The organism is Halomicrobium sp. IBSBa (genome assembly GCF_017612575.1).
In the GTDB taxonomy this organism is placed as follows: domain Archaea; phylum Halobacteriota; class Halobacteria; order Halobacteriales; family Haloarculaceae; genus Halomicrobium.
Window position 1 is genome coordinate 187209 of sequence record NZ_JADPQC010000001.1, and the last position, 24788, is coordinate 211996.

Annotated in this window: 32 protein-coding genes and 2 tRNA genes; 26 read left to right on the forward strand and 8 right to left on the reverse strand. The window is 67.2% G+C overall.

What is annotated here, in order from left to right:
- The first annotated feature begins 58 nt into the window (after positions 1 to 58).
- Positions 59 to 1609: an acyl-CoA carboxylase subunit beta gene (locus IL252_RS00965; RefSeq protein WP_208625971.1), complete on the forward strand. Its 1551-nt coding sequence runs from the start codon at positions 59 to 61 to the stop codon at positions 1607 to 1609.
- Between the two features lie 15 nt (positions 1610 to 1624).
- On the opposite strand, the gene IL252_RS00970 is transcribed toward IL252_RS00965, so the two are convergent.
- Entirely contained in the window at positions 1625 to 2812 is a 1188-nt protein-coding gene (locus IL252_RS00970) for an ABC transporter substrate-binding protein (RefSeq protein WP_208625974.1), read from the reverse strand.
- Between the two features lie 194 nt (positions 2813 to 3006).
- Here IL252_RS00970 and IL252_RS00975 point away from each other — a divergent pair, with 194 nt between their 5' ends.
- Positions 3007 to 4848, forward strand: a complete 1842-nt coding sequence (locus IL252_RS00975; RefSeq protein WP_208625977.1) for an acetyl-CoA carboxylase biotin carboxylase subunit — start codon at positions 3007 to 3009, stop codon at positions 4846 to 4848.
- 70 nt (positions 4849 to 4918) lie between these two features.
- Entirely contained in the window at positions 4919 to 5851 is a 933-nt protein-coding gene (locus tag IL252_RS00980) for a biotin--[acetyl-CoA-carboxylase] ligase (protein WP_208625979.1), read from the forward strand.
- Positions 5852 to 6004: 153 nt separating this feature from the next.
- Here IL252_RS00980 and IL252_RS00985 read toward each other — a convergent pair whose 3' ends face one another.
- The 4 genes from IL252_RS00985 to IL252_RS01000 are packed head-to-tail and all read right to left on the reverse strand — an operon-like array spanning position 6005 to position 9365.
- Positions 6005 to 6451: a universal stress protein gene (locus tag IL252_RS00985; RefSeq protein WP_170094547.1), complete on the reverse strand. Its 447-nt coding sequence runs from the start codon at positions 6449 to 6451 to the stop codon at positions 6005 to 6007.
- A gap of 32 nt (positions 6452 to 6483) precedes the next feature.
- Positions 6484 to 7521 (reverse strand): amidohydrolase family protein, encoded by a 1038-nt coding sequence (locus IL252_RS00990; protein WP_208625981.1) that lies wholly within the window; start codon positions 7519 to 7521, stop codon positions 6484 to 6486.
- 21 nt (positions 7522 to 7542) lie between these two features.
- On the reverse strand, positions 7543 to 8766 hold the full coding sequence (locus IL252_RS00995; protein ID WP_208625984.1) for an HD domain-containing protein: 1224 nt from the start codon (positions 8764 to 8766) through the stop codon (positions 7543 to 7545).
- Positions 8767 to 8813: 47 nt separating this feature from the next.
- Positions 8814 to 9365 (reverse strand): dual specificity protein phosphatase family protein, encoded by a 552-nt coding sequence (locus IL252_RS01000; protein ID WP_170094550.1) that lies wholly within the window; start codon positions 9363 to 9365, stop codon positions 8814 to 8816.
- A gap of 133 nt (positions 9366 to 9498) precedes the next feature.
- Here IL252_RS01000 and cofD point away from each other — a divergent pair, with 133 nt between their 5' ends.
- From cofD to IL252_RS01025, 5 genes are all read left to right on the forward strand, one after another.
- Positions 9499 to 10491: a 2-phospho-L-lactate transferase gene (gene cofD / locus IL252_RS01005; RefSeq protein ID WP_208625987.1), complete on the forward strand. Its 993-nt coding sequence runs from the start codon at positions 9499 to 9501 to the stop codon at positions 10489 to 10491.
- 20 nt (positions 10492 to 10511) lie between these two features.
- A complete protein-coding gene (locus IL252_RS01010; protein ID WP_208627355.1) occupies positions 10512 to 11258 on the forward strand; it encodes a tRNA-dihydrouridine synthase in 747 nt (248 codons plus the stop codon).
- A complete protein-coding gene (locus tag IL252_RS01015) occupies positions 11255 to 12088 on the forward strand; it encodes a triphosphoribosyl-dephospho-CoA synthase (protein WP_208625990.1) in 834 nt (277 codons plus the stop codon). The genes IL252_RS01010 and IL252_RS01015 overlap by 4 nt, the downstream gene beginning before the upstream one ends.
- Positions 12085 to 12663, forward strand: a complete 579-nt coding sequence (locus tag IL252_RS01020) for a DUF447 domain-containing protein (protein ID WP_208625993.1) — start codon at positions 12085 to 12087, stop codon at positions 12661 to 12663. Before IL252_RS01015 ends, IL252_RS01020 begins: the two co-directional genes overlap by 4 nt.
- Positions 12664 to 12735: 72 nt before the next feature.
- A complete protein-coding gene (locus tag IL252_RS01025) occupies positions 12736 to 12930 on the forward strand; it encodes a 30S ribosomal protein S17e (RefSeq protein WP_018258376.1) in 195 nt (64 codons plus the stop codon).
- 89 nt (positions 12931 to 13019) lie between these two features.
- Here the strand turns inward: IL252_RS01025 and IL252_RS01030 are convergent, their stop codons facing one another.
- Positions 13020 to 13451 carry a zinc ribbon domain-containing protein gene (locus IL252_RS01030; RefSeq protein WP_208625996.1) on the reverse strand — a complete coding sequence of 144 codons (432 nt, stop codon included), beginning with the start codon at positions 13449 to 13451 and terminating at the stop codon, positions 13020 to 13022.
- Positions 13452 to 13762: 311 nt separating this feature from the next.
- On the opposite strand from IL252_RS01030, the gene IL252_RS01035 reads away from it, so the two are divergent.
- Together IL252_RS01035 and IL252_RS01040 are read left to right on the forward strand one after the other, a co-directional pair.
- Positions 13763 to 14191 carry a GtrA family protein gene (locus IL252_RS01035; protein ID WP_208625999.1) on the forward strand — a complete coding sequence of 143 codons (429 nt, stop codon included), beginning with the start codon at positions 13763 to 13765 and terminating at the stop codon, positions 14189 to 14191.
- A 17-nt stretch (positions 14192 to 14208) separates the two neighbouring features.
- Complete coding sequence (locus tag IL252_RS01040) at positions 14209 to 14748, forward strand: YqaA family protein (protein WP_244256886.1); 540 nt, start codon at positions 14209 to 14211, stop codon at positions 14746 to 14748.
- Between the two features lie 15 nt (positions 14749 to 14763).
- On the opposite strand, the gene IL252_RS01045 is transcribed toward IL252_RS01040, so the two are convergent.
- The gene (locus tag IL252_RS01045; protein ID WP_208626002.1) at positions 14764 to 15819 is read right to left on the reverse strand and encodes an Mrp/NBP35 family ATP-binding protein; all 1056 of its coding nucleotides are present in this window, start codon (positions 15817 to 15819) and stop codon (positions 14764 to 14766) included.
- A 138-nt stretch (positions 15820 to 15957) separates the two neighbouring features.
- Positions 15958 to 16242 (reverse strand): hypothetical protein, encoded by a 285-nt coding sequence (locus IL252_RS01050; RefSeq protein WP_208626004.1) that lies wholly within the window; start codon positions 16240 to 16242, stop codon positions 15958 to 15960.
- Positions 16243 to 16395: 153 nt separating this feature from the next.
- Between IL252_RS01050 and IL252_RS01055 the strand changes: the two genes are divergently transcribed.
- The 16 genes from IL252_RS01055 (at position 16396) to IL252_RS01130 (ending at position 24739) form a co-directional block, all read left to right on the forward strand.
- A tRNA-Ser gene (locus tag IL252_RS01055) sits at positions 16396 to 16480 on the forward strand.
- 21 nt (positions 16481 to 16501) lie between these two features.
- A complete protein-coding gene (locus tag IL252_RS01060; protein ID WP_015763537.1) occupies positions 16502 to 17038 on the forward strand; it encodes a 30S ribosomal protein S13 in 537 nt (178 codons plus the stop codon).
- Positions 17038 to 17559 (forward strand): 30S ribosomal protein S4, encoded by a 522-nt coding sequence (locus tag IL252_RS01065; protein WP_153553667.1) that lies wholly within the window; start codon positions 17038 to 17040, stop codon positions 17557 to 17559. The genes IL252_RS01060 and IL252_RS01065 overlap by 1 nt, the downstream gene beginning before the upstream one ends.
- Positions 17556 to 17945, forward strand: coding sequence for a 30S ribosomal protein S11 (locus tag IL252_RS01070; protein WP_015763539.1), 390 nt, complete (start codon positions 17556 to 17558; stop codon positions 17943 to 17945). Before IL252_RS01065 ends, IL252_RS01070 begins: the two co-directional genes overlap by 4 nt.
- 3 nt (positions 17946 to 17948) lie before the next feature.
- Positions 17949 to 18728: a DNA-directed RNA polymerase subunit D gene (locus tag IL252_RS01075; RefSeq protein ID WP_208626007.1), complete on the forward strand. Its 780-nt coding sequence runs from the start codon at positions 17949 to 17951 to the stop codon at positions 18726 to 18728.
- A gap of 101 nt (positions 18729 to 18829) precedes the next feature.
- Positions 18830 to 18914, forward strand: a tRNA-Leu gene (locus IL252_RS01080).
- Between the two features lie 23 nt (positions 18915 to 18937).
- On the forward strand, positions 18938 to 19285 hold the full coding sequence (locus IL252_RS01085) for a 50S ribosomal protein L18e (RefSeq protein WP_015763541.1): 348 nt from the start codon (positions 18938 to 18940) through the stop codon (positions 19283 to 19285).
- The gene (locus tag IL252_RS01090; RefSeq protein WP_153553669.1) at positions 19282 to 19728 is read left to right on the forward strand and encodes a 50S ribosomal protein L13; all 447 of its coding nucleotides are present in this window, start codon (positions 19282 to 19284) and stop codon (positions 19726 to 19728) included. The genes IL252_RS01085 and IL252_RS01090 overlap by 4 nt, the downstream gene beginning before the upstream one ends.
- Positions 19722 to 20120: a 30S ribosomal protein S9 gene (locus tag IL252_RS01095; protein ID WP_015763543.1), complete on the forward strand. Its 399-nt coding sequence runs from the start codon at positions 19722 to 19724 to the stop codon at positions 20118 to 20120. Before IL252_RS01090 ends, IL252_RS01095 begins: the two co-directional genes overlap by 7 nt.
- Positions 20121 to 20131: 11 nt before the next feature.
- On the forward strand, positions 20132 to 20332 hold the full coding sequence (locus IL252_RS01100; RefSeq protein WP_015763544.1) for a DNA-directed RNA polymerase subunit N: 201 nt from the start codon (positions 20132 to 20134) through the stop codon (positions 20330 to 20332).
- On the forward strand, positions 20329 to 20505 hold the full coding sequence (locus IL252_RS01105) for a DNA-directed RNA polymerase subunit K (protein ID WP_153553670.1): 177 nt from the start codon (positions 20329 to 20331) through the stop codon (positions 20503 to 20505). Before IL252_RS01100 ends, IL252_RS01105 begins: the two co-directional genes overlap by 4 nt.
- Positions 20505 to 21710, forward strand: a complete 1206-nt coding sequence (gene eno / locus IL252_RS01110) for a phosphopyruvate hydratase (protein WP_208626010.1) — start codon at positions 20505 to 20507, stop codon at positions 21708 to 21710. Before IL252_RS01105 ends, eno begins: the two co-directional genes overlap by 1 nt.
- Positions 21707 to 22486 carry a 30S ribosomal protein S2 gene (rpsB, locus tag IL252_RS01115; protein ID WP_208626013.1) on the forward strand — a complete coding sequence of 260 codons (780 nt, stop codon included), beginning with the start codon at positions 21707 to 21709 and terminating at the stop codon, positions 22484 to 22486. The genes eno and rpsB overlap by 4 nt, the downstream gene beginning before the upstream one ends.
- A gap of 94 nt (positions 22487 to 22580) precedes the next feature.
- Positions 22581 to 22964, forward strand: coding sequence for a DUF5518 domain-containing protein (locus tag IL252_RS01120; RefSeq protein WP_208626016.1), 384 nt, complete (start codon positions 22581 to 22583; stop codon positions 22962 to 22964).
- A gap of 1 nt (position 22965) precedes the next feature.
- Positions 22966 to 23346 carry a DUF5518 domain-containing protein gene (locus tag IL252_RS01125; RefSeq protein WP_208626018.1) on the forward strand — a complete coding sequence of 127 codons (381 nt, stop codon included), beginning with the start codon at positions 22966 to 22968 and terminating at the stop codon, positions 23344 to 23346.
- Positions 23347 to 23404: 58 nt separating this feature from the next.
- Positions 23405 to 24739: a cytochrome P450 gene (locus IL252_RS01130; RefSeq protein WP_208626021.1), complete on the forward strand. Its 1335-nt coding sequence runs from the start codon at positions 23405 to 23407 to the stop codon at positions 24737 to 24739.
- Positions 24740 to 24788 lie beyond the last annotated feature (49 nt).

Genomic DNA, 24788 nt, shown 5'->3' on the forward strand with positions numbered 1-24788 from the left:
TTTTCCGACCGTCGCTGTCTATGCCAGTCATGCACAGCACAGCCGAGGGTGGTTCGGCGTGACCCACGAGGACCGCGTCGACGACCTGCGCGAGCGCAAGCGCGAGGCAGAGCGTGGCGGCGGCGAGGACCGCATCGAGGCCCAGCACGACAAGGGGAAGCTCACGGCCCGCGAGCGCATCGACTACTTCCTCGACGATGACACGTTCGTCGAGATCGACCAGCTGCGCGAACACCGCTCGACGAACTTCGACATGGACGAACACCACGTCCCCGGCGACGGCGTCGTGACGGGCTACGGCGAGGTCGACGGCCGGAAAGTGTTCGTCTTCGCCCACGACTTCACCGTCTTCGGCGGCTCGCTGGGCGAGGCGTTCGCCCAGAAGGTCTGTAAGGTGATGGACAAGGCCATCGAGACCGGCTGTCCGATCATCGGCCTCAACGACTCGGCCGGCGCGCGCATCCAGGAGGGCATCGACTCGCTGGCCGGCTACGCCGACATCTTCCATCGGAATCAGCAGGCCAGTGGCGTCGTCCCACAGATCTCGGCGATCATGGGACCCTGTGCGGGCGGCGCGGTGTACTCGCCGTCGATCACGGACTTCGTCTGCATGGTCGAGGAGACCAGCCACATGTTCATCACGGGACCGGACGTGATCGAGACGGTCACCGGCGAAGAGGTCGGTTTCGACGAACTCGGCGGAGCCCAGACCCACGCCAGCGAGTCCGGGGTCGCCCACCTGACCGCGGCCGACGAGAAGGCCGCGATGGACGACATCCGGTACATGCTCTCCTATCTCCCGCAGAACAACGTCGAGGACCCGCCTCGCGTCGATCCCTGGGACGATCCCGAGCGCCGAGACGAGGAGCTGGTCGACGTGGTTCCCGAAGCCCCCCAGCAGCCCTACGACATGACGCGAGTCATCGACGGGATCGTCGACGAGGGGTCGTACTTCGAGGTCGCCGAGGCGTTCGCCCGGAACATCACGATGGGGTTCGCCCGACTGGACGGCCACGCCGTCGGCGTCGTCGGCAACCAGCCCCGCGTCAACGCCGGGACGCTGGACATCGACGCCTCCCGGAAGGCCGCGCGCTTCGTCCGGTTCTGTGACTCGTTCAACATCCCGATCTGTACGTTCGTCGACGTGCCCGGCTTCATGCCCGGCAAGGACCAGGAGCGCAACGCGATCATCAACCACGGCGCGAAGCTGCTGTACGCCTACTCCGAGGCGACGGTGCCGCTGTTGACCGTCATCACGCGGAAGGCCTACGGCGGGGCCTACGACGTGATGGCTTCCAAGCACATCGGCGCGGACGTGAACTACGCCTGGCCGACCGCCGAGATCGCGGTCATGGGGCCACAGGGCGCGGTGAACGTCCTCTACGACGACGAACTGGAGGCGGCCGACGACGTCGAAGCCCGTCGACAGGAACTGATCGACGAGTACCGCGACGCCTTCGCGAACCCCTACACGGCAGCAGAGCGGGGGTTCGTCGACGACGTGCTGGAACCACAGGAGACGCGGCCACGGCTGATCGACGATCTGGAGACACTGCGAAACAAGCGTAAGCACCAGCCCGAACGCAAGCACGGCAACATCCCGCTGTAGGGTCGCTGGCGTTTCTCAGCGGTCGAAGACGCCGATCATCTCGTCGGCCGTCGCCTGTGCGTCCCACTCGTCGATGAAGCCCGCGATCGCCGCTTTCAGGTCGACGAGCTGTGCCGAAGACATGCTCAGGCCGTGGGTGATCGTCTGGGGCTGTTCGGTCGAGCGGTCGAGTTGCTGGTGCTGGGACTTTCCGAAGTCGGTGAAACCGTCGATCGAGGCGTCTTTCCGGGCCGGTAACGATCCTTTGTTCCGACTGAACCGCTCCTGTGCGTCACACGAGCCGACGTATTCGAGGAACGTCTCGAGCGCGTCGCTGTCTGACTCCGACGACGGGATGAACGAGTCCATGACGACGGCGAACATGTTCTCCGTTCCGGGGAACGCGACGCGGTCCCACTCGGACTGGAAGTCGAAGTCCGGCGTCTCGTCGAACACGCCGGCCGCCCAGTCGCCCTGCGGGTAGACCGGCGCAGCCCCGTCGATGAACTGCTCGTTGGCGTCGGTCATCCCGTCGTACAGCGAGTCCTCGCTGGACAGCGCCGCGAAGCGCTGGATGTGTTCGAGCGCGCTCACGATCACGTCGCGGTGACGCGACGCGTTGCCCGCGGTCATCGCCTCGAAGGTGGCGTGATCGGACAGTCCCAGGAGCGTGATCTCCCACAGTTGCAGCACGGTGAACGGGTCGGCCATCGGGAGCAAGAGCGCCGGTCCGTCGTGGTCGTCGGCGACCGCTTCCAGCATCTCGACGAGTTCGGTCGGGTCCGACGCTCGCGCGGGGTCGATCCCGATCGCCTCGACGGTCTCGGTGTGGAGGTACATGTCGTTGGCCCGGTGGATCGTGACCGGGACCGCGTGGTACCGGCCGTCGACCTGTGCGACGTCGGCCGCGACCGATCGGAAGTTCGCAGCCATGTCAGAGGCCTCCCAGAGGTCGGTGATGTCCTTGACGGCGTCGACTTCGGCGTAGCCGGCCATCTCGCCGCCGGGCCAGCCAGTCCAGACGTCCGGTGGGTCCTCGCCCAGAATTCGGCTCTTGACCTGGAGGCGCATGTTGTCGTAGTGGGTCTCCCGAACCGAGATCGAGCTGTGCCTGTCGGCGAACCCGTCCATCATCGCTCGCAGTGCGGCCTCGCCGTCGCCCCCGACGTAGTGGTGGACGAGTTCGAACGTGCCACCACGAGACTGCTGAACTCCGCTAGACATTACCGTACCATCGCCCGGTTACCGTGATAAACATTCGCCCGCCAATATCTCACGTGATAGCCGGAGCTGCCGGAGCGACCACCGCGGCTGTGCCCCGCCGACACGGAAGGGCGGACCGGATCGGTAATCGATCGGCCGGTCAGAGACGTGTAACTCCGCATAGTTTTATGAGGGGGTCGTCGGTACTGGGAGATATGTTCGACAAGGTTCTCGTTGCGAACCGCGGCGAGATCGCGGTTCGGGTCATGCGGGCCTGCGAGGAACTGGGGGTCGAAACCGTCGCGGTCTACTCTGAAGCCGACAAGCACTCGGGCCACGTCAGATACGCCGACGAGGCGTACAACGTCGGCCCGGCCCGCGCGGCCGACTCGTATCTCGATCAGGAGGCGATCGTCGACGCCGCCCGCCAGGCCGACGCCGACGCGATCCACCCCGGCTATGGCTTCCTCGCCGAGAACGCCGACTTCGCAGCCCGCGTCGAGGCCACCGACGGGATCACCTGGGTCGGTCCCGAGAGCGACTCGATGGAGTCGCTTGGCGAGAAGACGAAGGCCCGCACGATCATGTCGGCCGCCGACGTGCCCATCGTCCCGGGGACCACCGACCCGGTGACCGACCCCGAACAGGTCCACGAGTTCGGCGACGAGAACGGCTATCCGATCGCCATCAAGGCCGAGGGCGGCGGCGGCGGCCGCGGCATGAAGATCGTCGAGAGCCCCGACGAAGTCGAGGACCAGCTCGAATCGGCCAAACGCGAGGGCGAGGCGTACTTCTCGAACGACTCCGTCTACCTCGAACGCTACCTCGAAAATCCGCGCCACATCGAGGTCCAGATCATCGCGGACCACCACGGCAACGTCCGCCACCTGGGCGAGCGCGACTGCTCGCTTCAGCGCCGTCACCAGAAGGTCATTGAGGAGGGACCCAGTCCCGCCCTGTCGGACGAGCTCCGCGAACGGATCGGGGAGGCCGCTCGCCGGGGCGTCTCCGAAGCCGGCTACTACAACGCCGGCACCGTCGAGTTCCTCGTCGAAGAGCAAGACCGCGAACCGGGCGAACTGCTCGGTCCCGACGCGAACTTCTACTTCCTCGAAGTGAACACGCGCATCCAGGTCGAGCACTGCGTCACCGAGGAGATCACGGGGATCGACATCGTCAAGTGGCAGCTCAGGGTCGCCGCCGACGAGGAGCTGGGCTTCGCCCAGGACGACGTGGCGGTCGACGGTCACGCCATCGAGTTCCGGATCAACGCGGAGAACGCCGCCGACGACTTTGCACCCGCGACCGGCGGCACCCTCGAAACGTACGATCCCCCCGGCGGCGTCGGCGTCCGGATGGACGACGCGCTGCGACAGGGCGACGAGCTGGTGACCGACTACGACTCGATGATCGCGAAGCTCATCGTCCACGCGGGCGACCGCGAGGAGGCCATCGAGCGGGGCAAGCGCGCGCTCGGCGAGTACGACATCGAGGGGATCCCGACGATCGTCCCCTTCCACCGGCTGATGCTCACCGACGACGAGTTCGTCCAGGGCATGCACACGACGAAGTACCTCGACGAGACGCTCGACCCCGAGCGCATCGACGCGGCACAGGAGCAGTGGGGGACCGAGACGACGACCGACGCGGACGACGAGGAAGTGACCGAGCGGGAGTTCACCGTCGAGGTCAACGGCAAGCGCTTCGACGTGGAGCTGGAAGAACGCGGCGCGCCGCCGATCGAGGTCGGTGAGATCGAGAGCGGCGACGGCGGCGACCGTCCCCAGCGACCCGGCGGTGGCGGCTCGGATTCGGGCGGCGACGGCGGCGGAGCCAGCGCCGAGGGCGACGAAGTGACCGCGGAGATGCAGGGCACGATCCTCGAAGTCAACGTCGACGAAGGCGACGAGGTCGAAGCCGGCGACGTGGTCTGCGTGCTCGAAGCGATGAAGATGGAGAACGACATCGTGGCCGAACGCGGCGGCACCGTCACCCAGGTGGCCGTCGACGAGGGCGAGTCCGTCGACATGGGTGACCTGCTGTTCGTCGTCGGGTGACCGCTCGCGTCGCGTTCGGCGGTCGCTGACAGACGGAGACGTTTTTGCCGTTCCCGCCGAGGGGCTCCGTATGCAAGCGACACGCGAGCAGGTGCTCGACGCGCTCTCCGAGGGGCCGGTTGCCGGGCCGGCCCTGGCCGATCGTCTCGACGTCTCGCGGGCGGCGATCTGGAAACACGTCGAGCAGCTGCGAGAGGAGGGGTTCGAGATCGACAGCGGCGACGACGGCTACGAACTCGTGTCCGTCCCCGAGTTCGGCGCGAGCGCCGTCGCGTACGGGCTCGAAGCGCCCTTCGATATCGAGTACCACGACAGCATCGACAGCACGAACCGCCGCGCACGGGAGCGTGCGGCGGAGGGCGAGGGCGACGTTGCGGTCCTGGCCGACGAGCAGACCGGGGGTCGTGGCCGGCTCGACAGGGCGTGGGCCTCGCCCAGCGGCGGCGTCTGGCTCTCGCTCGCGCTCCGTCCGAAGGTGCCGATCGCGCACGCGCCGGCTTTCACGCTGGCCGCGGCCGTCGCCGTCACCCGCGCCGCCCGCGAGGCCGGCGTCGACGCACGGATCAAGTGGCCAAACGACGTGGTCGTGGGCGACGACGAGCGCAAGCTGGCGGGCATCCTCACCGAGGTCGAGGGCGAGGCCGACCGCGTCGACTGGGTCGTCGTCGGGATGGGGATCAACGTCAACGTCGACCCGTCGGCGCTGCCGGCGGCGGCCGACGCCACGAGCGTCCAGGAAGCGGTCGGGCCGGTCGATCGGCGCGTGTTCACCCAGCGACTCCTAGAGGAGTTCGACGCGCTCCGTCGCGATCTCGACGCGGTCGTGCCGGCGTGGCGCTCGGACGCGACGACGCTTGGCAAACGGGTGCGCGTCGAGACGCCCGGCGGCACCGTCGAGGGCGAGGCCGTCGACATCTCCTTTCCGGGCGCGCTGGTCGTCGACACGGGCGAAGAGCGGGTGACGATCACGGCCGGCGACTGCGAGCACCTCCGGCCGGCCTGATACTGCCGGCTGTCACTGTTGCAAGCGATTCGCGACCACGGGGTCGCGGAATGCGTCACAGACTGACAGCCGGTAGTATGAGACGGTTGCTCGGCGATGCATCCCGGCGTCGTCGCCACCGACCGCACCACTTTGGCCTGCCAGACTGGCGCTTCAGGCGGCGGTCAGCGCCTCGTCGACGTGGACCGTCAGGACCGGGACGGGCGAGCGCCGCACCACGTGTTCGGCGACGCTGCCCAGCAGGAGCCGATCGATACCGCCGCGTCCGTGGGTGCCCATCACGATCAGGTCGGCACCGCTCTCGGCCGCGTGGGCGACGATCTCCCGTTCCGGGTTCCCTTCGAGAATCGTGTGTTCGACGGTGGTCTCCGGCGAGCAGATCCGCTCTGCGGCCTCGATGGCCATCTCGCCTTCGTCGCTGAGCAGGCCTCGAATCCCCTCGACGGAAGCGCCGGTCGGCATCGTCGTCATGTGAGAGGTGTCGACGACGTAGACGACCTCGACCGCAGCACCGTGTCGTCGCGCGATCTCGTCGGCGTGTTCGATGACCCGCTCCATGCCGGCCGAGCCGTCCGTCGGCAGGAGCACGCGGTCGTACATTGTCTCGTGTTAACAGTTCACTGGGTGGGTGCTTAAGCCTTGCCTGCGTAGTGGACGCGTTCGACGTCGTCGACGCCGGCACGCCGGACGATCGCGCGGACCGGGTCCTGCGCGCCCGAGAGGTTGTCGGAGTCCCCGTCCAGCACCAGCAGATCGGCGTCGCGGCCCTCGGCGACGAGCCCGCAGTTCAGGCCCGCGATCTCGGCACCGTTGACCGTCGCCATCCGGAGGACCTCGGCGGCCGGAACGTCGGCGAGTTTCGCCGCCCAGGCCATCTCGCGGAACATCGACGGGCTGTTGGTCATCACGTTGTCCGTCCCCAGCGCGACCGTCGTTCGCTCGACGAGGTCGGCGACGGGCGGGACGCCGACGTTCGTCACGACGTTCGAGCGCGGGCAGACGACGACGGGGACCTCGCTGTCGGCCACGCGGTCGAGGTGCAACCCCTCGGCGTGGACCATGTGGACCAGAAAGTCCGGATCGAGGTCCAGCGCGGGGTTGATGTCGCTGGCGTCGACCTCCCCGGCGTGGATGCCGAACAGTTTCCCCGTCTCGGCGGTCGCGGTCCGTTCGTGGCTGAAGTCGCCGTCGGCGGCCCCGCTCGCACCGAACCCGTCGCTTCGCTCCATCGCCGCGACCGTCTCCCGTCCGAGCACGACGCCGTCGATCGGCGAGTCCCGCAGTGCCGCCTCGATCGCCGCGACGCCGTCGACCCCGCCCTCGCGGAACTCGACGAACGCGGCCGTTCCCGCGCGCTGCATGAACGAGATCGTCCGGGACATCGCGTCGACGAGTGCCTCGCGGCTGGCCTGTCTGAGCAGCCTGTGCTTGAGACCGTCGGGCGGCGCGACGAGTTCTTCCAGCGTGAGGCCGCCGCCGGCCTCCTTGGCGATGGAGTCGCCGATGTGGGTGTGGGCGTTGACGAACGCCGGGAGGATCCACGAGGAGGGGTCGACCGTGGTTTCCTCGACGGCCGCGATCTCGCCGTCCTCGATCACGACGCGGCCCTCGATCGGTTCGAACTCGCGGCCGCGGAAGATCGTGCCGGCGAGAATGGTCTGGTCGCTCATGGGAACACGTGGTGGCTCCGGTCAGTTGAACTCGTCGAGTGTCGCGTGGACGCCCGGCCGCGCGTCCCGGACCATCGCTCCGTCGGGTTCCAGGCCGAGCACGCGGATCGCACTCTCGCCCACGCGGTCGGCGACGGCCTCGGGCGCGTAGACACCCAGCCGCCACTGATCTCGCTGGGCCGCTCGGAGGGCGGTGACCAGCGTCGACTGGTCGCCCAGCCCGCGGACCTCGCCGTTGACGACGACCCGACTCGACGACTCGGGCATCGACGGTTCGCCGGGCACGTCCAGGAGGACGGCGTCAGCGTCGACGTTGGCCGCGTCGGCGATCGCCCGCTCCTCCTCGCGGATCTCGGCGTGATCCATCGCCAGCAGTTCGTCGGGCACGGCCCTCATCTCGGCCCAGATCGCTCGCTTGTACAGGCGACGCTCCGTGAGACGGTGTGCGTACCCCGCCGTCGCGTCGGTCCGACGCAGCGAGACGAGCAGGTCGCTGTCGTCCCAGCGGCGCAGTTCGGCCGGGTCGGTGTCGGTGGCTTCGAGGAGCCGCTCGGTCCCGCGTCGGAGCATCGTCTTGGCGATCCGGGCGACGTGGTGCCTGTAGACGGTCGGGTTCATCAGCGCACGGGCCAACAGCAGCGACTCCGCGGTCTGGACGTTGCCCTCGTCCAGCACGAGGTCGCCGTCGACGAAACGCAGCTCCCGGATCAGCCGCTCGTGGTCGATCGTGCCGTAGGGGACGCCGGTGTGGTGGGCGTCCCGCACGAGATAGTCCATCCGATCCACGTCGAGTTCGCCCGAGACGAGCTGTCCGAGTTCGCCGTCCCCGGCGACGAGGTCGGCGACCGCGTCGTGGTCGAGGTCGTAGTCGGCCAGCACACGTGCCACCTCGCCGCGGTCGAGCAGGTCGTGGACGTCGTCGTGGTACTTCCCCGTCTCGCGGTAGATCAGCGCCTCGACGTTGTGACTGTACGGCGAGTGGCCCACGTCGTGCAACAGCGCCGCCGCCCGGACGCGTTCGGCCTGCCGGCCCTCGATCCCGAGGTGGCTAAGCGCCTCGTCGGCGAGGTGATAGACGCCGAGGGAGTGCTCGAAGCGGGTGTGGTTGGCCGACGGGTAGACGAGCGTCACCGTCCCGAGCTGAGCGATCCGGCGGAGCCGCTGGACGGGCGGCGTGTCCAGCAGCGCCTCGGCCACGCCGTCGACGGCGATGTGGTCGTGGACGCTGTCCTTGATCGTGGTCATCGAGTAGTGCTTGGTCGGGTCCGAGGATAAGCGTGGTTCCGACAGTGTCAGGCAAACGTCGAGAGCAACTCGTGGAGCTCGCCGCGGCGGGCGTGTCCGGCGTCGACGGCCTCACCGGGTGATCGGCCCAGTTCGCCGACCGTCTCGATGGCGTCGACGGGATCGTACCCGCGACCGTACACGAGCCAGGCGGCGAGGACGTGGCCGGTCCTGCCGATGCCGGCCAGACAGTGTACGACGACCGGCTTCTCGGCCTCGACGGACTCCTCGATGAACGGCAGGATCTCCGCGTCGAGCGTCTCGGCGTCGGCCAGGTGGTGGTCGGCGATCGGGACGTGTTCGACGTTCTCGCCGCCGAAAGCCCGGACGTACCGGCCGGTACTGGCCTCCGTCTGGTCGAGCTGGGTCCCCGAGAGCAGGCAGAGCACGCGCTCGATGCCCCGTTCCTGCATGAACGCGATCCACTCTTCGACGGCGTCGTCGGGAGCCGCAGTCGAGTGCCAGCCGGGACAACACGCACCGTAGACGTACTCTTCGTCGGGGCCAGCGGGAGCGAACCGGTGGGCGTCGACCCGGTCCAGGCGTCGGAATTCGGACATTGTCTTCCCTAGATGGTCCCCGAGACTTGAATCAACCCCTTCGGTTCTCAATGTTGAAAATCCGCCGCCGGGCTGGCCCGTGACGCCCGGTGAGAGACGATGTTTTATCAACTCCGTCCCCACTACAGGGGGTATGGTGACGTTTCTCTCCGGCGGCACCGGAACGCCGAAGCTGCTCGCCGGGGCCGACGCCGTCTTTCCGCCCGAAGCGACGACCGTCGTCGGCAACACCGGCGACGACGTGGTCCTGGGTGGACATCTGGTCTGTCCGGACGTGGACACGGTGCTGTTCCTCGACGGCGGCGTCCTCGACCGCGAGACCTGGTGGGGTATCGATACCGATACCGCCGAGACACACGACGAACTGCACCGACTCGCCGAGCGGGCGGGCCTCGCGGACGGACCGCGATATCTCCCCGACTCTGCACAGACTGGCGGCCGCGAGATCGGGCGCTGGCGGCGCTTCTCCGGCGTCGCGGAGTTCATGCACATCGGCGACCGCGACCGGGCCGTCCACGTGACCCGGACGAGCCTGCTCGACGAGGGGCACTCGCTGACCGAGGTGACAGCGACGCTCGCCGACGCGTTCGGGCTCGACCGCACGCTCGTGCCGATGAGCGACGATCCGGTGGCGACGCTGATTCACACGCCCGACGGCGTCCAGCACTTCCAGGAGTGGTGGGTCGCGAACGGCGGCGATCCGGCGATCGAGCGCGTCGAGTTCCGCGGGCGCGAGGAGGCGACGACCACACCGGCGGTCGACGCAGCGCTTTCCGAGCCGGTCGTGATCGGTCCCTCGAACCCGGTCACGAGCATCGGCCCGATGCGTGCCGTCTCGGGGTTCGAGTCGGCGCTTGAACGCACGCCGGTCGTGGCCGTCTCGCCGTTCGTCGGCGAGGAGGTGTTCTCCGGCCCCGCCGGAACGCTCATGACGGCGACGGGGCACGAGGCCAGTACGGCCGGTGTCGCGGACGCGTACCCGTTCGCGGACGCGTTCGTCCTCGACGAGGACGATCCGACGACGCTCGACCGGCCGACCGTCAGAACGGACACGCGAATCGACGACGACGCGGACGCCGAACGCGTCGCCCGCGCGGTCGACGAGGCGCTGGAGGTGGTCGCGTGAACTCGGATCGGGGTGGGGCGCTGTTCGATCCCCCCGTCGCGCTGGCGAGTCTCAGCGGCCGCTCGGACGCCGAGTGGGCAGAGGGTGGCGGTCCCTTCGCCGGCTGTGCCTTCCTCGGCGGGATCGCGCTGGACGACGCCACCCGGCGCGCGGCCCAGTCGATGGTCGAACGGGACCGCTCGGAGTTCCTGCCGTCCGACCCGCTGGCCTTCGTCCAGCGACAGCTGCGAGCGATGGACGAACTGCCGATCAGAGCCGGCGTCAACGTTCGCAGCGCCGCGCTCGCGCCCATCGAGGACGCCGCCGGGCGCTGTCAGGACCACGACGCGATCCTGGAGATCAACGCCCACTGTCGGCAAGAGGAGATGTGCGAGGCCGGAGCCGGGCAGGCCCTACTCGACAGGCCCGAGAAGCTCTGTCGGCAGGTCGAGGCGGCGACCGCGACCGGTGCGACCGTCAGCGTGAAAGTCCGCGCGGAAGTCGACGGCGTGGACCTGCCGACCCTCGCCGCGAAACTGGAGCGGGCCGGCGCGGACGCGGTCCACGTCGACGCGATGGACTCCGAGCACGTCGTCGGCGAGATCGCGGACGCGACCGGCCTGTTCGTGATCGCGAACAACGAGGTCAGAGACGCCGAGAGCGCCCACGAGTACTTCCGGTACGGTGCCGACGCGGTCAGCGTCGGCCGGGCGAGCGACGACCCGGACGTGCTGGCGGCGGTCCGGCACGCGACCCACGAGTGGTTCCAGACGGGGGCGAAGCCGTGAGAACGACCGCCCAGAACGCCGAGTTGGCGCTGTTGCTCGAAGTCGCCGGGACGCCGAAGCCCGGCAACGTCGACCGGGAACACGAGTACGAGGACCTCCGGTTCGAGCACTTCCTCGCCGGTGCGGTCGGTGCCCGACCCGGCTTCGAGCGCGCAGCCGCGGGCGATCCGATCGGTGACGCGTTCGAGCACGCAGTCGAGGGGATGGCCCAGCAGCGCGGGGGCAACACGCAGTTCGGCGCACTCCTCGTGGTGACGCCGCTGGTCGCGACGGCGGCCAGCGGTGCGCTCTCGCGAGAGCACGCGCGGGCAGTCGTCGCCGAGACGACCGTCGACGACGCGGCGGGCTTCTACCGCGCGTTCGAACACGTCGACGTGGCCGTCGACGAGCCCCCGGAGGGTATGGAACCGCTTGACGTTCGCCGCGGAGCCGACGCCGTCCCGACGCTGCGCGACCGCGGGCTGACGCTGGCGGACGTGATGGAACGGAGTGCCGACGTGGACGACGTGGCCGCCGAGTGGACCGACGGCTTCGAACGCGTCTTCGACGCAGCCGACCGCATCGAGAGCGCGTCCGGACCGGTCGCTGACCGCGCGGCGACGGTGTTCCTCGAACTGCTGGCGGCCCGACCCGACACCTTCGTGAGCACGCGACAGGACCGAGAGACGGCCCTGGCCGTCCAGCGACGAGCGCAGGCCGTTCTCGACGGCGAGGACGACGTGGACGAGTTCGCAGCAGATCTCGTCGAACGAGACATCAACCCCGGAACGACAGCGGACCTGATCGCCGGGGGGCTGTTCGTCGCGCTGGAACGGGGGCTGTCCGTGTGACGGCGTCCTGGCCCGTCGATCTGGACGGCGTGACCGAGTCGGTCGTGACGACCCTGGGGCCCAACGACCGCTGGAACGTCGCCGCGCTGGGGCTGCACGCCTCGGCGAGTGACGATGTCGTCTTCGCGCGCACGTGGGGTCGAACCCGAACGTGGCGGAACTTCCGCGAGCGCGGCGAGGGGTACGTCCAGTTCACGGCCGATCCCGTCGACTTCGCCGAGGCGGCGATGACGGTCCGCGAGGAGGACGAACCGGTCCTTTCGAGCGCTGACGCGTGGGTCTGCGTCGAAGTCGAAGAACGCGCGAGTGGCACCGACGGGGGCACGGAGTGGGTCGAGTGGACGCTCACACCGATCGAGTCGGCGGTCGAGCACCGCACCGTTCCGACGACGAACCGCGCCTACTACGCCGTCGTGGAGGCGACCGTCGCGGCCTCTCGGCTCGACGTGCCCGAGTACGACACCCAGACGCTCCGCGATCGGATCGACTACTTCGAGAGCGTCGTCGAGCGCTGTGGCGGCGAGCGCGAGCGCGAGGCCTTCGCCGTCGTCCGAGAGCGCGTCGGCAGCGAATAAGTAGCGTGTCACTCCCCACCAACCGACCGTCGTTCCGAATCCTTTTAGAGGGCCACTCCGGTAAGTGGCCGTATGGCAATCAAGCCCGCCTACGTCAAGAAGACAGGGACGCTCCTGATGGAACGGTATCCGGACGCTTTCGGTGCGGACTTCGAGCACAACAAGGACGTCGTCACCGAGCTCACCAACATCGAGTCCAAGGGCGTTCGCAACCGCATCGCCGGCTACATCGCACGCAAGCAGTCCGCCCAGACCGCCGAAGCGTAACGCGGCTCTTCTCTCTGCTCTCACGACGACCGAACAGTCGCGACTGGATCCTCTCGGACGGAGTATTTACAGACGGACAGCCGGCAGTATCACTCCGACTCGGAGCCAACGTCGTCGGTCGTCGCGACGACGTCGAGCTCGGAAACGTCGGCGGTACACCAGTGACAGAACTCGATGTCGGGATCGAGTTCGCGACCGCAGTTCGGACAGTGAGTGAGCCGTCCGTCGTCGGTGACCGACACCCGAGCGACCGCGTTGTGGACGTGTGCGAGAGCGTACGCGTCGAGGACGCTGAGCGTGGCGACCAGCAGGAGCGGCGCGAGTGCCAGCGGGTCAACGCTGCCCTGGCCCGCCGCTTCGAAGGCCGCGGGGTCGACGAACAGGACCGACACGGCGAACAGCGCCACGAGCCACCCGAGGGCCCGACGCCACCGCCGGAGATAGAGGTGACCGAGTCCCGTCGCGAGCGCGCCCAGCAACGCGGCGAGCAAGGGTCGTTTTCGGGATTGCGATCGTTCCATACGCGGACTTACTCGTTAGTCAGCCATAAACCTTCTCTCGACCACCCACAGAGCGCGACCGCAGGCCAGTGACGGGGGTATTGCGGCGGTGTATCGATTTGGCAGACCGAAACAGTAAAGCGGATTACTAACTGTTCAATTAGTATAGTGGTGGACCGTTCGCGAGACGTTTCCCTTTTCGGCCGAGCCGCTCCGCGTCGACGTGGTGTCACACCGCGCTCTCACAGCGACACGCGAACCCCACGCGGACGACGCCGGGCGATCGACCGGCTCGTAGAGATCAGTATGCTGGGGAGGACGAACGATCGATGATGGTGCGATCCTCTCTCCGCGCGCTCGTCAGTGGCCCGCTGGCACCGCAACTGCGACGGTTCGTCGCCGTCGGCATCGTCGCGGCAACCGTCCAGATGCTCCTGCTGTGGCTCTTCGTCGACGTGGCCACGCTGAACTATCTGCTCGGGGCACTCGTCGCGATCGAGGTGACGATCGTCCTCTCGTACGTCCTCAACAACGCCTGGACCTTCCGGTGTGCCCAGAAGACCGGCGTCGGGGAGTATCTGTACGGACTGCTCAAGACCAACGTCGTCCGTGGGTCTGCGATCCCGATTCAGCTCGCGCTCCTGTACGGACTCGTCGAGTGGAGCGCACTGACCCACCTGCCGGCCAACGCCGTCGCGATCCTCGTCAGCGGCGTGTATCGGTACGTGCTCGACGCGCGCTGGACCTGGAGGGGAGCGTGACGCCGACGCTGCTCGCCCTGTCGACGGCGGGGCTCGCCGAGTCACTGTGGACCGGCACGGAGGCTCTCGTCGAGTCGGCGACCGGCTGGCCCGGAATGGGGATCGTCTTTACCTACTCGTTCCTGATCGCGTTCGCGCTCCCCGGTCCCAGCGAGGTCGTGTTGGCCGCGCCCCTCGACCTCGGACTCCCGCCCTGGGCGCGACTGAGTGCGATCATGCTGGTCAGCGCGTTCGGGAAGGCCGCCGGCAGCGTCTTCGCCTTCCACATCGGACAGGGAGTCAAAGAGGCGGGGCCGATCGTCCGGTGGCTGCGCCGCTCGCGGTGGGACGTACTGGAGTGGTCCGAAAAACGGTCCGTCCAGCTGGCTCGCCGATACGGGTACGGCGGCCTCGCGATCGCCCTGTCGGTTCCGTTCTTCCCCGACACGATCTCGATCTACGCGTTCGCGGTCCTCGAACGCGACTACGTCCGGTTCGCCGCGGCGACGTTCCTCGGGAGCCTGGGCCGGCTCGTGGTCACGCTCGGCCTGCTCGGCGGCGTGACCGCGGTGTTCTGATCGACCCGACGCCGTCTACTGGTCGGGAGCCATCCGGTCGGCGTGGCGTTTGCGGTGGACGATCCCCTGATTGATCGCAGTCCGGTGGACGAACTCGCGGAACGCCTCGCCGGTCTCGCTGTCCTCGTCCAGTACCATCGGTTCGCCGTCGTCGCCGCCCTCTCGGACCGCCGGGTCCAGAGGGATCTCGCCGAGGAAGGGGAGGTCGGTCTCCTCGGAGAACTCCCGGCCCCCGCCGGAGTCGAAGATGTCGTGTTGCCCACCGCAGTCCGGGCAGGTGAACGTCGACATGTTCTCGACGAGTCCCAGGACCGGCGTCTCGTGGCGGCCGAACATCTCCAGTCCCTTGCGGGCGTCGTCCAGCGCGACGGTCTGGGGGGTCGTGACGATCGTCGCGCCCGTGACGGGGATGTTCTGGAGCATCGTCAGCTGGGTGTCGCCGGTGCCCGGCGGCAGGTCGATCACCATGTAATCGAGGCTCCCCCAGACCACGTCCTCCCACAGCTGTGTGAGGACGCTGTCGACCATCGGCCCGCGCCAGATGACCGGGTCGTCCTCGCCGACGAGGAAGTCCATGCTCATGAGCTTGATCCCGTACTTCTCAGGCGGGATGATCTCGTCGTCCTCGGTCGCCTGCGGGTGCTGGTCCGCGTCGAGCATCCGGGGGACGTTCGGCCCGTACACGTCCGCATCGAACAGCCCTACGTGGGCACCGAGCTCCGAGAGGCCGACGGCGAGGTTGACCGCGAGCGTGCTCTTGCCGACCCCGCCTTTCCCCGAAGCGACGGCGATGACGTTCTTGACGCCCGGCAAGACGTTGCCCTCCGCGTCCATCCCGCGGTCCACGTTGGCGGTCAACTCGATCTCCCGGTCCGCGTCGTCGAGCGCCTCGCGCACGTCGGCCGCGATGGCGGTCTCGTTGGGCGAGTACGGCGCGCCCAGCGCGAGGTCGACGGCGATCGACGCGTCGTCGATCTCGATCTCGTTGACCAGGCCGAGCGACACGATGTCGTCGCGGAGGTCCGGATCGCTGACCTCGCGGAGGCGCTCGCGTACGGCAGCTTCGTCCATACGCGTGCTACGCGGGGGACCGGCGATAAGGGTTGTGACGTACGGAGCAGCCCCAGTTCATACTACCGGCTGTACATCTGTGACCGATTTCGCCACCCCGGGGTGGCGAAGATCGTCACGAAGGTACAGCCGGCAGTATCAGGGACGGCGAAAGGTGTAGACGGCCGCGTCGTCGCCGGTCTCGAACGTCACCTCGATCACGCCGTCCTCGTGGTCGAAAGCGAGTCGTTCGGCCGGCCCGGCGAAGTCGTGCAGGGGCATCCCCGCGTCGACGGTGCCGTCCGGTTCGACGGCGAAATGTGCCGTCGAGCCGAACGTCGCGACGAGGGTTCTGTCGGATCGCTCGGCCACGTCGGGAGCGAACCGACCGAGTTCGGTTTCGAGGCGGTGGCGATCGTCGGGATCGACGACTGTCGGAGCCATAGCTACCGGTTCGTCCGGGGCGTGCAAATCGGTGACGACGGGGCGGGTGATTCGTTGCGTTTATGTATACCCGGCGTGGAAATCTGAGTAGACTCGTGCAGGGGCGCGGCGTCCCGAGTCCTCGTCGAGAGGGCGCGAGTACTATGAACGCGTGTCGTGGTAGCCAAGCCTGGCCCAAGGCGCAGGGTTGCTAACTCTGTGGCGTACAGCCTCCGGGGTTCGAATCCCCGCCACGACGCTCACACCCGACTAACCACACATGAGTGCAGAAGAACCAGAACTGGACGAAGACGTGGACGAGGAGGAACTCCGCTACTTCGTCCGTATCGGACAGACTGACCTCGACGGTACGAAGTCCGTCGAGCGTTCCCTGACAGACATGAACGGCATCGGCAAGCGCGCAGCGCGCATCATCGCCGAGAAAGCCGGTGTCGACCGCCAGGCGCTCTTTGGCGCGCTGGACGACGAGGACATCGAGGCCGTCGTCGAGAAGGTCGAGGGGTACGCTGACGAGGTCCCGGAATGGCTCACGAACCACCAGAACGACTTCTACTCCGGTGAGACGACCCACGAGATCGGTAACGACCTGCAGATGCAGCGTCGCGCCGACGTCAACCGGATGCAGATGATCGACTCCTACAAGGGCGTTCGCCACAAGCGCGGCCAGAAGGTCCGCGGTCAGCGAACGAAGTCCACCGGCCGAACCGAGGGCACCATCGGTGTCAACGTCGAGGCCATCAAGGAGGAACAGGCCGAGGAAGCGGCCGCCGAGGAAGACGAGGGCGGTGAGGAATAATGGCACTCGGATCCAACACCAAGTTCTACGAGACGCCGAACCACCCCTACCAGGGTGAACGCATCGCCGACGAGCAGAACCTCATCGGCCGCTACGGCCTGAAGAACAAGGAGGAACTGTGGCGCGCACAGTCCGAGCTCCGTAGCTACCGACGCGAGGCCCGAAAGCTGCTGGGCCGAGCGGAGGGCGAGGGCTCCCGGTTCGAAGCCGACGAGTTCCTCACCCGACTGAAGCGACTGGGCGTCCTCAACGAGACCGACGCACTCGACGACGTGCTGTCGCTGGACGTCACCGACGTGCTCGAACGCCGACTCCAGACTGTCGTCTACCGCAAGGGCTACGCGAACACGCCCGAGCAGGCCCGACAGTTCATCTCGCACGGCCACATCGTCCTCGGTGACGCCCGCGTCACCCGACCCGGCATGAAGGTCGAGTCCGACAGCGAAGGCGACGTCGGCTTCGACGAACACAGCCCGATCGCGGACGAACTCCACCCAGAACGAGCGGAGGCCCAAGAATGAGTGAATCCGAAGACAGCAAGTGGGGCATCGCCCACGTGTACGCATCGTTCAACAACACGATCATCACCATCACGGACCAGACCGGTGCCGAGACGCTGGCCAAGTCCTCCGGTGGGACGGTCGTCAAGCAGAACCGCGACGAAGCGTCGCCCTACGCCGCGATGCAGATGGCCGAAGTCGTCGCCGAGAAGGCCAAGGCCCAGAACATCGAGGGCGTCCACGTCAACGTGCGCGGTCCCGGCGGGAACCAGCAGAAGTCCCCCGGCCCAGGCGCACAGGCGACGATCCGCGCACTCGCCCGTGCAGGCCTGGAGATCGGCCGCATCGAAGACGTCACACCGATCCCGCACGACGGGACCCGCGGTCCCAAGAACGCCGGATTCTAACCAATGACACAGGACTACGAGGTCGAGTTCGTCGAACGCTCCGATCGCGAGGCACGGTTCCTCGTACGCGGGATCAGCCCCGCCTTTGCCAACGGCATCCGCCGGGCGATGATCGCCGACGTGCCGACCTTCAGCGTCGATACCGTCCGAGTCATCGAGAACTCCAGCGTGATGTTCGACGAGCAGATCGGACTCCGCCTCGGGCTGGTCCCACTCACGACCGACCTCGACGACTTCGAGGTCGGCGACGAAGTGACGCTGTCGATCGACGTCTCCGGTCCCGAAACCGCCTACTCCGGTGATCTGGTCAGCTCCGACTCCCTGGTCGAGCCGGCCGACGACAACATCCCGATCATCGATCTCAAGGACGGCCAGCGCCTCGAAGTCGAGGCCGACGCCGTCCTGGATCGTGGCCGCGAACACGCCAAGCATCAGGGCGGCGTGGCCGTCGGGTACCGACACCTCCAGCGCGTCGAGGTCGTCGGCGACAAAGGCGAGTTCGAGGACGACGAGACCCACATCCTTCGGGGCGTCATCGAGGAGCAAGCTGCCGAACACGTCGACGGGGACGCCGATGACGGCGACCTCGTCCTGACCGAGGAGTTCGACAGCGATCTCACGAAGCGCTACCCCGGCAAGGAACTGGAAGTTCACGACGTAGAGAACGCGTTCGTCTTCCACGTCGAGACTGACGGTTCCCTCTCCGTCGAGGAGCTCACCCTCCGCGCGGTCGATTCGATTCGATCCCGTGCGGACGAACTACGCGACGCAGTCCAACTATAAGATGACCCCTGCCCCAACCGCACCGATGATCGCGACGCCACCCCGCGCCAGCGTGAGGATCGAAAGCGGTTTTACGGGGCAAACAAAACGACCTATTGCGAGCAGGGATAGCCAAGTTTGGCCAACGGCGCAGCGTTCAGGGCGCTGTCCCGTAGGGGTCCGCAGGTTCAAATCCTGCTCCCTGCACTTTCTCACACAGGAGGAACGTCATGAGTAAGACTAATCCGAGACTCAGTAGTCTCATCGCCGACCTGAAATCCGCCGCCCGTTCGGGCGCGGATGTCTGGGGCGACATCGCCGAGCGTCTCGAAAAGCCACGACGCACGCACGCGGAAGTCAACCTCGGCCGTATCGAACGATACGCCCAGGAAGACGAGACCGTCATCGTGCCCGGCAAGGTGCTCGGTTCCGGCGTCCTGCAGAAGGACGTGACCGTCGCAGCTGTCGACTTCTCCGGAACGGCCGAGAAGAAGATCGACCAGGTTGGAGAGGCAGTATCGCTCGAAACCGCAGTCGAACAGAACCCCGAGGGCTCGGAGGTGCGCATCATCCAATGAGCGTCGCAGAATTCGACGCGGACGTCGTCGTCGACGCCCGCGACTGCATCTTCGGACGCGTCGCTTCCAACGTCGCACAGCGCGCGCTCGACGGCGAGACGATCGCCGTCGTCAACGCCGAAGAAGCCGTCATCACGGGTAACGAGGACCAGATCATGGAGAAGTTCGAGAAGCGCCGCGAGGTCGGCTCCGATCGAGGTCCGTACTACCCGAAGCGACCGGACGGCATCTTCAAGCGCTCGATCCGCGGGATGCTTCCCCACAAGAAGACCCGCGGTCGCGAGGCACTCTCGAACGTCCGCGTCTACGTGGGCAACCCCTACGAGGACCACGACCTCGACGCGGAGATTCTGGAGGGGACCTCGCTGGATCGACTGTCGAACATCAAGTTCGTCTCGCTCGGAGACGTCAGCGAATCCATCGGAGCGAACGTAACATGGTAACGAACACCTCTGGCAAGAAGAAGACGGCCGTCGCCCGCGCGACCGTTCGCGAGGGCGAGGGTCGGGTACGTATCGACTCCCAGCCGGTCGAGCTGGTCGATCCCGAGCTGGCCCAGCTGAAGATGCTGGAGCCGTTCCGGATCGCCGACGACGACCTGCGCGAGCAGGTCGACGTGGAGGTCTCCGTCGAAGGTGGCGGCGTCATGGGCCAGGCCGACGCGGCCCGGACCGCGATCGCACGCGGCCTCGTCGACCACACCAACGACGCCGAACTCCGTGACGCGTTCATGGAGTTCGACCGCTCGCTGCTGGTCAACGACGTTCGCCAGTCCGAAGCCAAGAAGTGGGGCGGCCCCGGCGCACGGGCCCGCTACCAGAAGTCCTACCGCTAAGGTGATATGATATGATGGTACCGGTCCGGTGTTTCACCTGTGGTAACGTCGTCGCCGAGCACTGGGAGGAGTTCAAGGCCCGCACCCGCGAAGCCGAGGAGCCAGAGGACCCCGAAAAGGTCCTCGACGAACTCGGCGTCGAGCGCCACTGCTGTCGCCGGATGCTCGTCTCGCACAAGGACCTCGTCGACATCGTGGCACCCTATCAATGATGGTTCAGGAAAACCGCTACGAGAAGGCGCGGATCATCGGTGCGCGAGCGCTGCAGGTGGCTTTCGGTGCGCCGGTGCTCATCGACACCGAGCAGACCCAGCCGATCCTCATCGCGGCCGAGGAGTACGACGCTGGCGTCCTGCCCTTCACAGTTCGACGAGGTGACAACTGATGACGCTCATCACGGACGTACGACTGCGCCGCGTGCTCGACTCGCGTGGCAACGCGACGGTCGAGGCCGACGTGCTCACCGAGAGTGGCGGCTTCGGACGCGGCAAGGCACCGAGCGGAGCGAGTACCGGCGAGTACGAGGCCATCGAGTTGCCTGCCAACGAGGCGATCGCACGGGCACGCGAGGACGCGCTGCCCCGACTGATCGGCGAGGTTCACGCCGGCAATCAGCGTGACGTCGACGCGGCGCTTCACGCGGCAGACGGGACCGACGACTTCTCGGAGATCGGGGCCAACAGCGCCGTCGCCATCTCGATGGCGGCCGCGAAGGCCGGAGCCGACGTGCTCGGTGCGCCGCTGTACCAGCACCTCGGTGGGACGTTTCGGGGCAACGAGTACCCGACGCCGCTTGGCAACATCATCGGCGGCGGCGAACACGCCGCGGACGCGACGAACATCCAGGAGTTCCTCGCGGCACCCGTCGGTGCGCCAAGCGTCGAAGACGCCGTCTTCGCCAACGCCGCGGTCCACCAGGAAGTCCACGACATCCTCGCCGAGCGGGACCTGCCCGCCGGCAAGGGAGACGAGGGCGCGTGGGCACCGTCAATCTCCGACGACGAGGCCTTCGAGATCATGGCCGAGGCAGTCGAGACCGTCGCGGACGATCTCGGCTTCGCGATCTCCTTCGGCCTGGACGTGGCCGGTGCGGAACTGTACGACGCCGAGGAGGACGGCTACGTCTACGACGACCAGGTCCGCTCGGCCGAGGAGCAGATCGACTACATCGCCCAGAAAGTCGAGGAGTACGACCTCGTCTACGTCGAGGACCCGCTCGACGAGAACGACTACGAGGCCTTCGCCGACCTGACCGACCGGGTCGGCGACCAGACGCTGATCTGTGGCGACGATCTGTTCGTCACCAACGTCGAGCGCCTGCAGGCCGGTATCAACGCCGGTGCAGCGAACTCCATCCTCATCAAGCCCAACCAGATCGGGACGCTCACGGACGCCGTGGACGCCATCGAACTGGCCCGGGACAACGGGTACGCGTCGGTCGTCTCCCACCGCAGCGGTGAGACGGAAGACGCCACGATCGCACACCTCGCCGTCGCGACCGACGCACCGTTCATCAAGACGGGCGCGGTCGGTGGCGAGCGAACAGCCAAGCTGAACGAACTCATCCGAATCGAGGACAACGCAGTATGAGCGGCAACGAAAACGAAGGTCTCGACGCAGAGGACTCCGACTTCGACCCCGAAGACGACGTCGAAGCAGAGGCCGACGCCGAGGCTACCGACACTGAGGAACCGGCCGCCGACGCCGAGGCCAACGAGGCCGACGCCGAGGCTGAAGAAGCTGACGAGGGACCGTCCCTCGACGAGGACGTCATGCCTGACGACGAGGCAGACCTCCTCATCCCCGTCGAGGAGTACCTCGGCGCGGGCGTCCACATCGGGACCCAGCAGAAGACCCAGGACATGGAGCGGTTCATCCACCGCGTCCGGACCGACGGGCTGTACGTGCTGGACGTCTCGATGACGGACTCGCGCATCCGCACGGCAGCGGACTTCCTCGCGAACTACGACCCCGAGCAGATCCTCGTGGCCTCCTCGCGACAGTACGGTCGGTTCCCGGCCGAGAAGTTCGCCGACGCCGTCGGTGCGCGGGCCCGGACCGGTCGATTCATCCCGGGGACGCTGACCAACCCCGACTACGACGGGTACATCGAGCCCGACGTGGTCGTCGTCACGGACCCGATCGGTGACGCCCAGGCCGTCAAAGAGGCAATCACCGTCGGCATCCCGGTCATCGCGATGTGTGACTCCAACAACACCACCGCGAACGTCGACCTGGTCGTCCCGACGAACAACAAGGGGCGCAAGGCACTGTCGGTCGTCTACTGGCTACTGGCCAACGAGACGCTCGACCGCCGTGGCTCGGACACCGTCTACGAGCTCGCCGACTTCGAGAGCGAACTGTAGACGCCTCCCGATTTTCCGTTCTCACAGACCCGGTAGCGACTGCGATCACCGCCGGACGGGATAGTTTAAGAGCGACGGCGGTGAACGACGCCACATGGCACAAGGAGATACGCTCGTCAACGCCCTGATCGGTGCAGCCGTCGGCACCGTCGCCGGTGCAGTGTTGCCCCTCGGACCGTTACTGGGCGGACTCACGGCGGGCTATCTGGAAGGTGGCGATCGCTCGGACGGACTCCGCGTTGGTCTCTACGCCGGTCTGGTGGCGCTGATCCCACTCGGACTCGGCGGATTCGTGGTCGGCTCTCTGTTCGGGCTCTTCGCGATCGGTGTCGGTCCCGACGGATTCGCCTTCGGGGTGCTGGGGATCGCGTTCATGCTGCTGTTGTTCGCTCTCTACGTCGCTTACGTCGTGGGCTTTAGCGCATTGGGTGGCTGGCTCGGCAACTACGTGAAGTACGACACTGAAATCGGCTCGTGAGATGACCGGGCTGTTCCGTGACGCTGGGTGGGGCGCGGCGGTGACGGTCGTCCTCTCGGTGCTCCCTTTTTCGCCCGTCGTGGGCGGTGCCGTCGCGAGCCACCGGCGTGGCTGTCGCTACGCGACTGGCCTGGCCGTCGGCCTGCTCTCTGGCGTCGTCGCCGCGATCCCGCTGCTCGTGTTGTTCGTGCCGACGCTGTTGGTCGTCGGCTGGCTCGGCTACGGCGTCCCGCCGTCGTCGCCGGCCTACGATCTGTTTCTGGCCATCGTCTTCGGACTGTTCGGGCTCTACACGGTCGGACTGAGCGGGCTGGGCGGGCTCGGCGGCGTCTGGGCGCGTCTCCACACCGACTGGGACCTCGATCCCGCCCGGTGGCTGTAGGTCGATGGACTGTCGGTTTGGTACACGATTCAAACGTCGAGCGCCCGTAGATCACACGATGGCAGAGACTCCGCCGGGGCCGAAGGGAGAACCGCTGTTCGGAAGCAGTCGCACGTACGCCCAGGACCCGTTCCGGTTCGTCGAGGCGCTCGAATCGGCGTACGGCGGCGTCGCACGCTTCGACATGGGGCCGATGGACACCCTCCTGATCGCAGAGCCGGCGCTCGTCCAGCAGATTCTCGTCGACGACGACTCGAAGTATCGGAAGCCGGACTTTCAGGACGACGCGCTGGGTGACCTGCTGGGAGACGGGCTCCTGCTGAGCGAGGGCGACACCTGGCAAGAACAGCGCAAGCTGGCGAACCCGGCCTTCAGCATGGCACGCCTCGCGGACATGGACGACAGGATCGTCGACCACGCCGAGTCCCTCGTCGCCGACTGGCAGGACGGTTCGGTGGTCGACGCCGAACGCGGGATGACCCACGTCACGCTCGACGTGATCCTCGACCTGATGATGGGCGTCGAGTTGCCAGACGAGCGCGTGACGACCGTGCAGGACCAGCTCGTCCCGCTGGGGGCGCGGTTCGAGCCCGACCCGATCCGCTTCGCGATGCCCGAGTGGGTGCCCATGCCAGACGACGCCGAGTTCGACGCGGCGGTGGAGACGCTCGACGGCGTGCTCGACGACATCTTCGAGCGCCGTCGGGGAACGACCGGCGGCGAGGACGGCCCGATGGACTTCCTCTCGATCCTCATGCGGGCACGGGATCGCGGCGAGCAGTCCGAAGAGCAGTTGCGCGACGAGATGATGACGATGCTGCTCGCGGGCCACGACACCACTGCGCTGACGCTGACCTACACGTGGTTCCTCCTCTCGGAACACCCCGAGGTCGAGCAGCGACTCCACGAGGAGATCGACGCGGTCGTGGGTGACGAACGGCCGACGATCGACCACGTCCAGGAACTTGAGTACCTCGACTGGGTGATCGACGAGTCGATGCGCATGTACCCGCCCGTGTACACGATTTTCCGGACGCCGACCGAGCCGGTCGAACTCGGTGGGTACGACGTTGCGCCGTCGACGGTCCTCATGCTGCCACAGTGGGCCGTCCACCACTCCGAGCGCCACTGGGAGAACCCGGAGGAGTTCGACCCCGAACGGTGGGCTCCGGAACGGAGCGAGGGGCGACACCGCTTCGCCTTCTTCCCCTTCGGCGGCGGCCCCCGCCACTGTATCGGCAAGCACCTCGCGCTGCTGGAGGCGAAGCTGATCGTCGCGACGGTCGCCAGCGACTACCGGCTCCGCTTCGAGGGCGAGACGCCGCTGGAACTCATGCCGTCGCTGACGGTCCACCCGCGCCAGGAGATGTCGATGCAAGTCGAGGAGCGGTAAGGACGAGAGACGGAGTCGGTTTCAACGGTTACTATACGGATGGCCACGC

Coding starts and splice junctions, on each gene's coding strand:
- IL252_RS01095 (WP_015763543.1), top strand. CDS start 19,722: ATGGTAACGAACACCTCTGGCAAGAAGAAGACGGCCGTCGCCCGCGCG.
- IL252_RS01120 (WP_208626016.1), top strand. CDS start 22,581: ATGGCACAAGGAGATACGCTCGTCAACGCCCTGATCGGTGCAGCCGTC.
- IL252_RS00990 (WP_208625981.1), bottom strand. CDS start 7,521: ATGAGCGACCAGACCATTCTCGCCGGCACGATCTTCCGCGGCCGCGAG.
- IL252_RS01075 (WP_208626007.1), top strand. CDS start 17,949: ATGACACAGGACTACGAGGTCGAGTTCGTCGAACGCTCCGATCGCGAG.
- eno (WP_208626010.1), top strand. CDS start 20,505: ATGACGCTCATCACGGACGTACGACTGCGCCGCGTGCTCGACTCGCGT.
- IL252_RS01105 (WP_153553670.1), top strand. CDS start 20,329: ATGATGGTTCAGGAAAACCGCTACGAGAAGGCGCGGATCATCGGTGCG.
- IL252_RS01030 (WP_208625996.1), bottom strand. CDS start 13,451: ATGGAACGATCGCAATCCCGAAAACGACCCTTGCTCGCCGCGTTGCTG.
- IL252_RS01065 (WP_153553667.1), top strand. CDS start 17,038: ATGGCACTCGGATCCAACACCAAGTTCTACGAGACGCCGAACCACCCC.
- IL252_RS00970 (WP_208625974.1), bottom strand. CDS start 2,812: ATGTCTAGCGGAGTTCAGCAGTCTCGTGGTGGCACGTTCGAACTCGTC.
- IL252_RS01100 (WP_015763544.1), top strand. CDS start 20,132: ATGATGGTACCGGTCCGGTGTTTCACCTGTGGTAACGTCGTCGCCGAG.
- cofD (WP_208625987.1), top strand. CDS start 9,499: ATGGTGACGTTTCTCTCCGGCGGCACCGGAACGCCGAAGCTGCTCGCC.
- IL252_RS01035 (WP_208625999.1), top strand. CDS start 13,763: ATGGTGCGATCCTCTCTCCGCGCGCTCGTCAGTGGCCCGCTGGCACCG.
- IL252_RS00975 (WP_208625977.1), top strand. CDS start 3,007: ATGTTCGACAAGGTTCTCGTTGCGAACCGCGGCGAGATCGCGGTTCGG.
- IL252_RS01025 (WP_018258376.1), top strand. CDS start 12,736: ATGGCAATCAAGCCCGCCTACGTCAAGAAGACAGGGACGCTCCTGATG.
- IL252_RS00995 (WP_208625984.1), bottom strand. CDS start 8,766: ATGACCACGATCAAGGACAGCGTCCACGACCACATCGCCGTCGACGGC.
- IL252_RS01125 (WP_208626018.1), top strand. CDS start 22,966: ATGACCGGGCTGTTCCGTGACGCTGGGTGGGGCGCGGCGGTGACGGTC.
- IL252_RS00980 (WP_208625979.1), top strand. CDS start 4,919: ATGCAAGCGACACGCGAGCAGGTGCTCGACGCGCTCTCCGAGGGGCCG.
- IL252_RS01085 (WP_015763541.1), top strand. CDS start 18,938: ATGAGTAAGACTAATCCGAGACTCAGTAGTCTCATCGCCGACCTGAAA.
- IL252_RS01130 (WP_208626021.1), top strand. CDS start 23,405: ATGGCAGAGACTCCGCCGGGGCCGAAGGGAGAACCGCTGTTCGGAAGC.
- IL252_RS01090 (WP_153553669.1), top strand. CDS start 19,282: ATGAGCGTCGCAGAATTCGACGCGGACGTCGTCGTCGACGCCCGCGAC.
- IL252_RS01050 (WP_208626004.1), bottom strand. CDS start 16,242: ATGGCTCCGACAGTCGTCGATCCCGACGATCGCCACCGCCTCGAAACC.
- IL252_RS01070 (WP_015763539.1), top strand. CDS start 17,556: ATGAGTGAATCCGAAGACAGCAAGTGGGGCATCGCCCACGTGTACGCA.
- IL252_RS01000 (WP_170094550.1), bottom strand. CDS start 9,365: ATGTCCGAATTCCGACGCCTGGACCGGGTCGACGCCCACCGGTTCGCT.
- rpsB (WP_208626013.1), top strand. CDS start 21,707: ATGAGCGGCAACGAAAACGAAGGTCTCGACGCAGAGGACTCCGACTTC.
- IL252_RS01060 (WP_015763537.1), top strand. CDS start 16,502: ATGAGTGCAGAAGAACCAGAACTGGACGAAGACGTGGACGAGGAGGAA.
- IL252_RS01045 (WP_208626002.1), bottom strand. CDS start 15,819: ATGGACGAAGCTGCCGTACGCGAGCGCCTCCGCGAGGTCAGCGATCCG.
- IL252_RS00985 (WP_170094547.1), bottom strand. CDS start 6,451: ATGTACGACCGCGTGCTCCTGCCGACGGACGGCTCGGCCGGCATGGAG.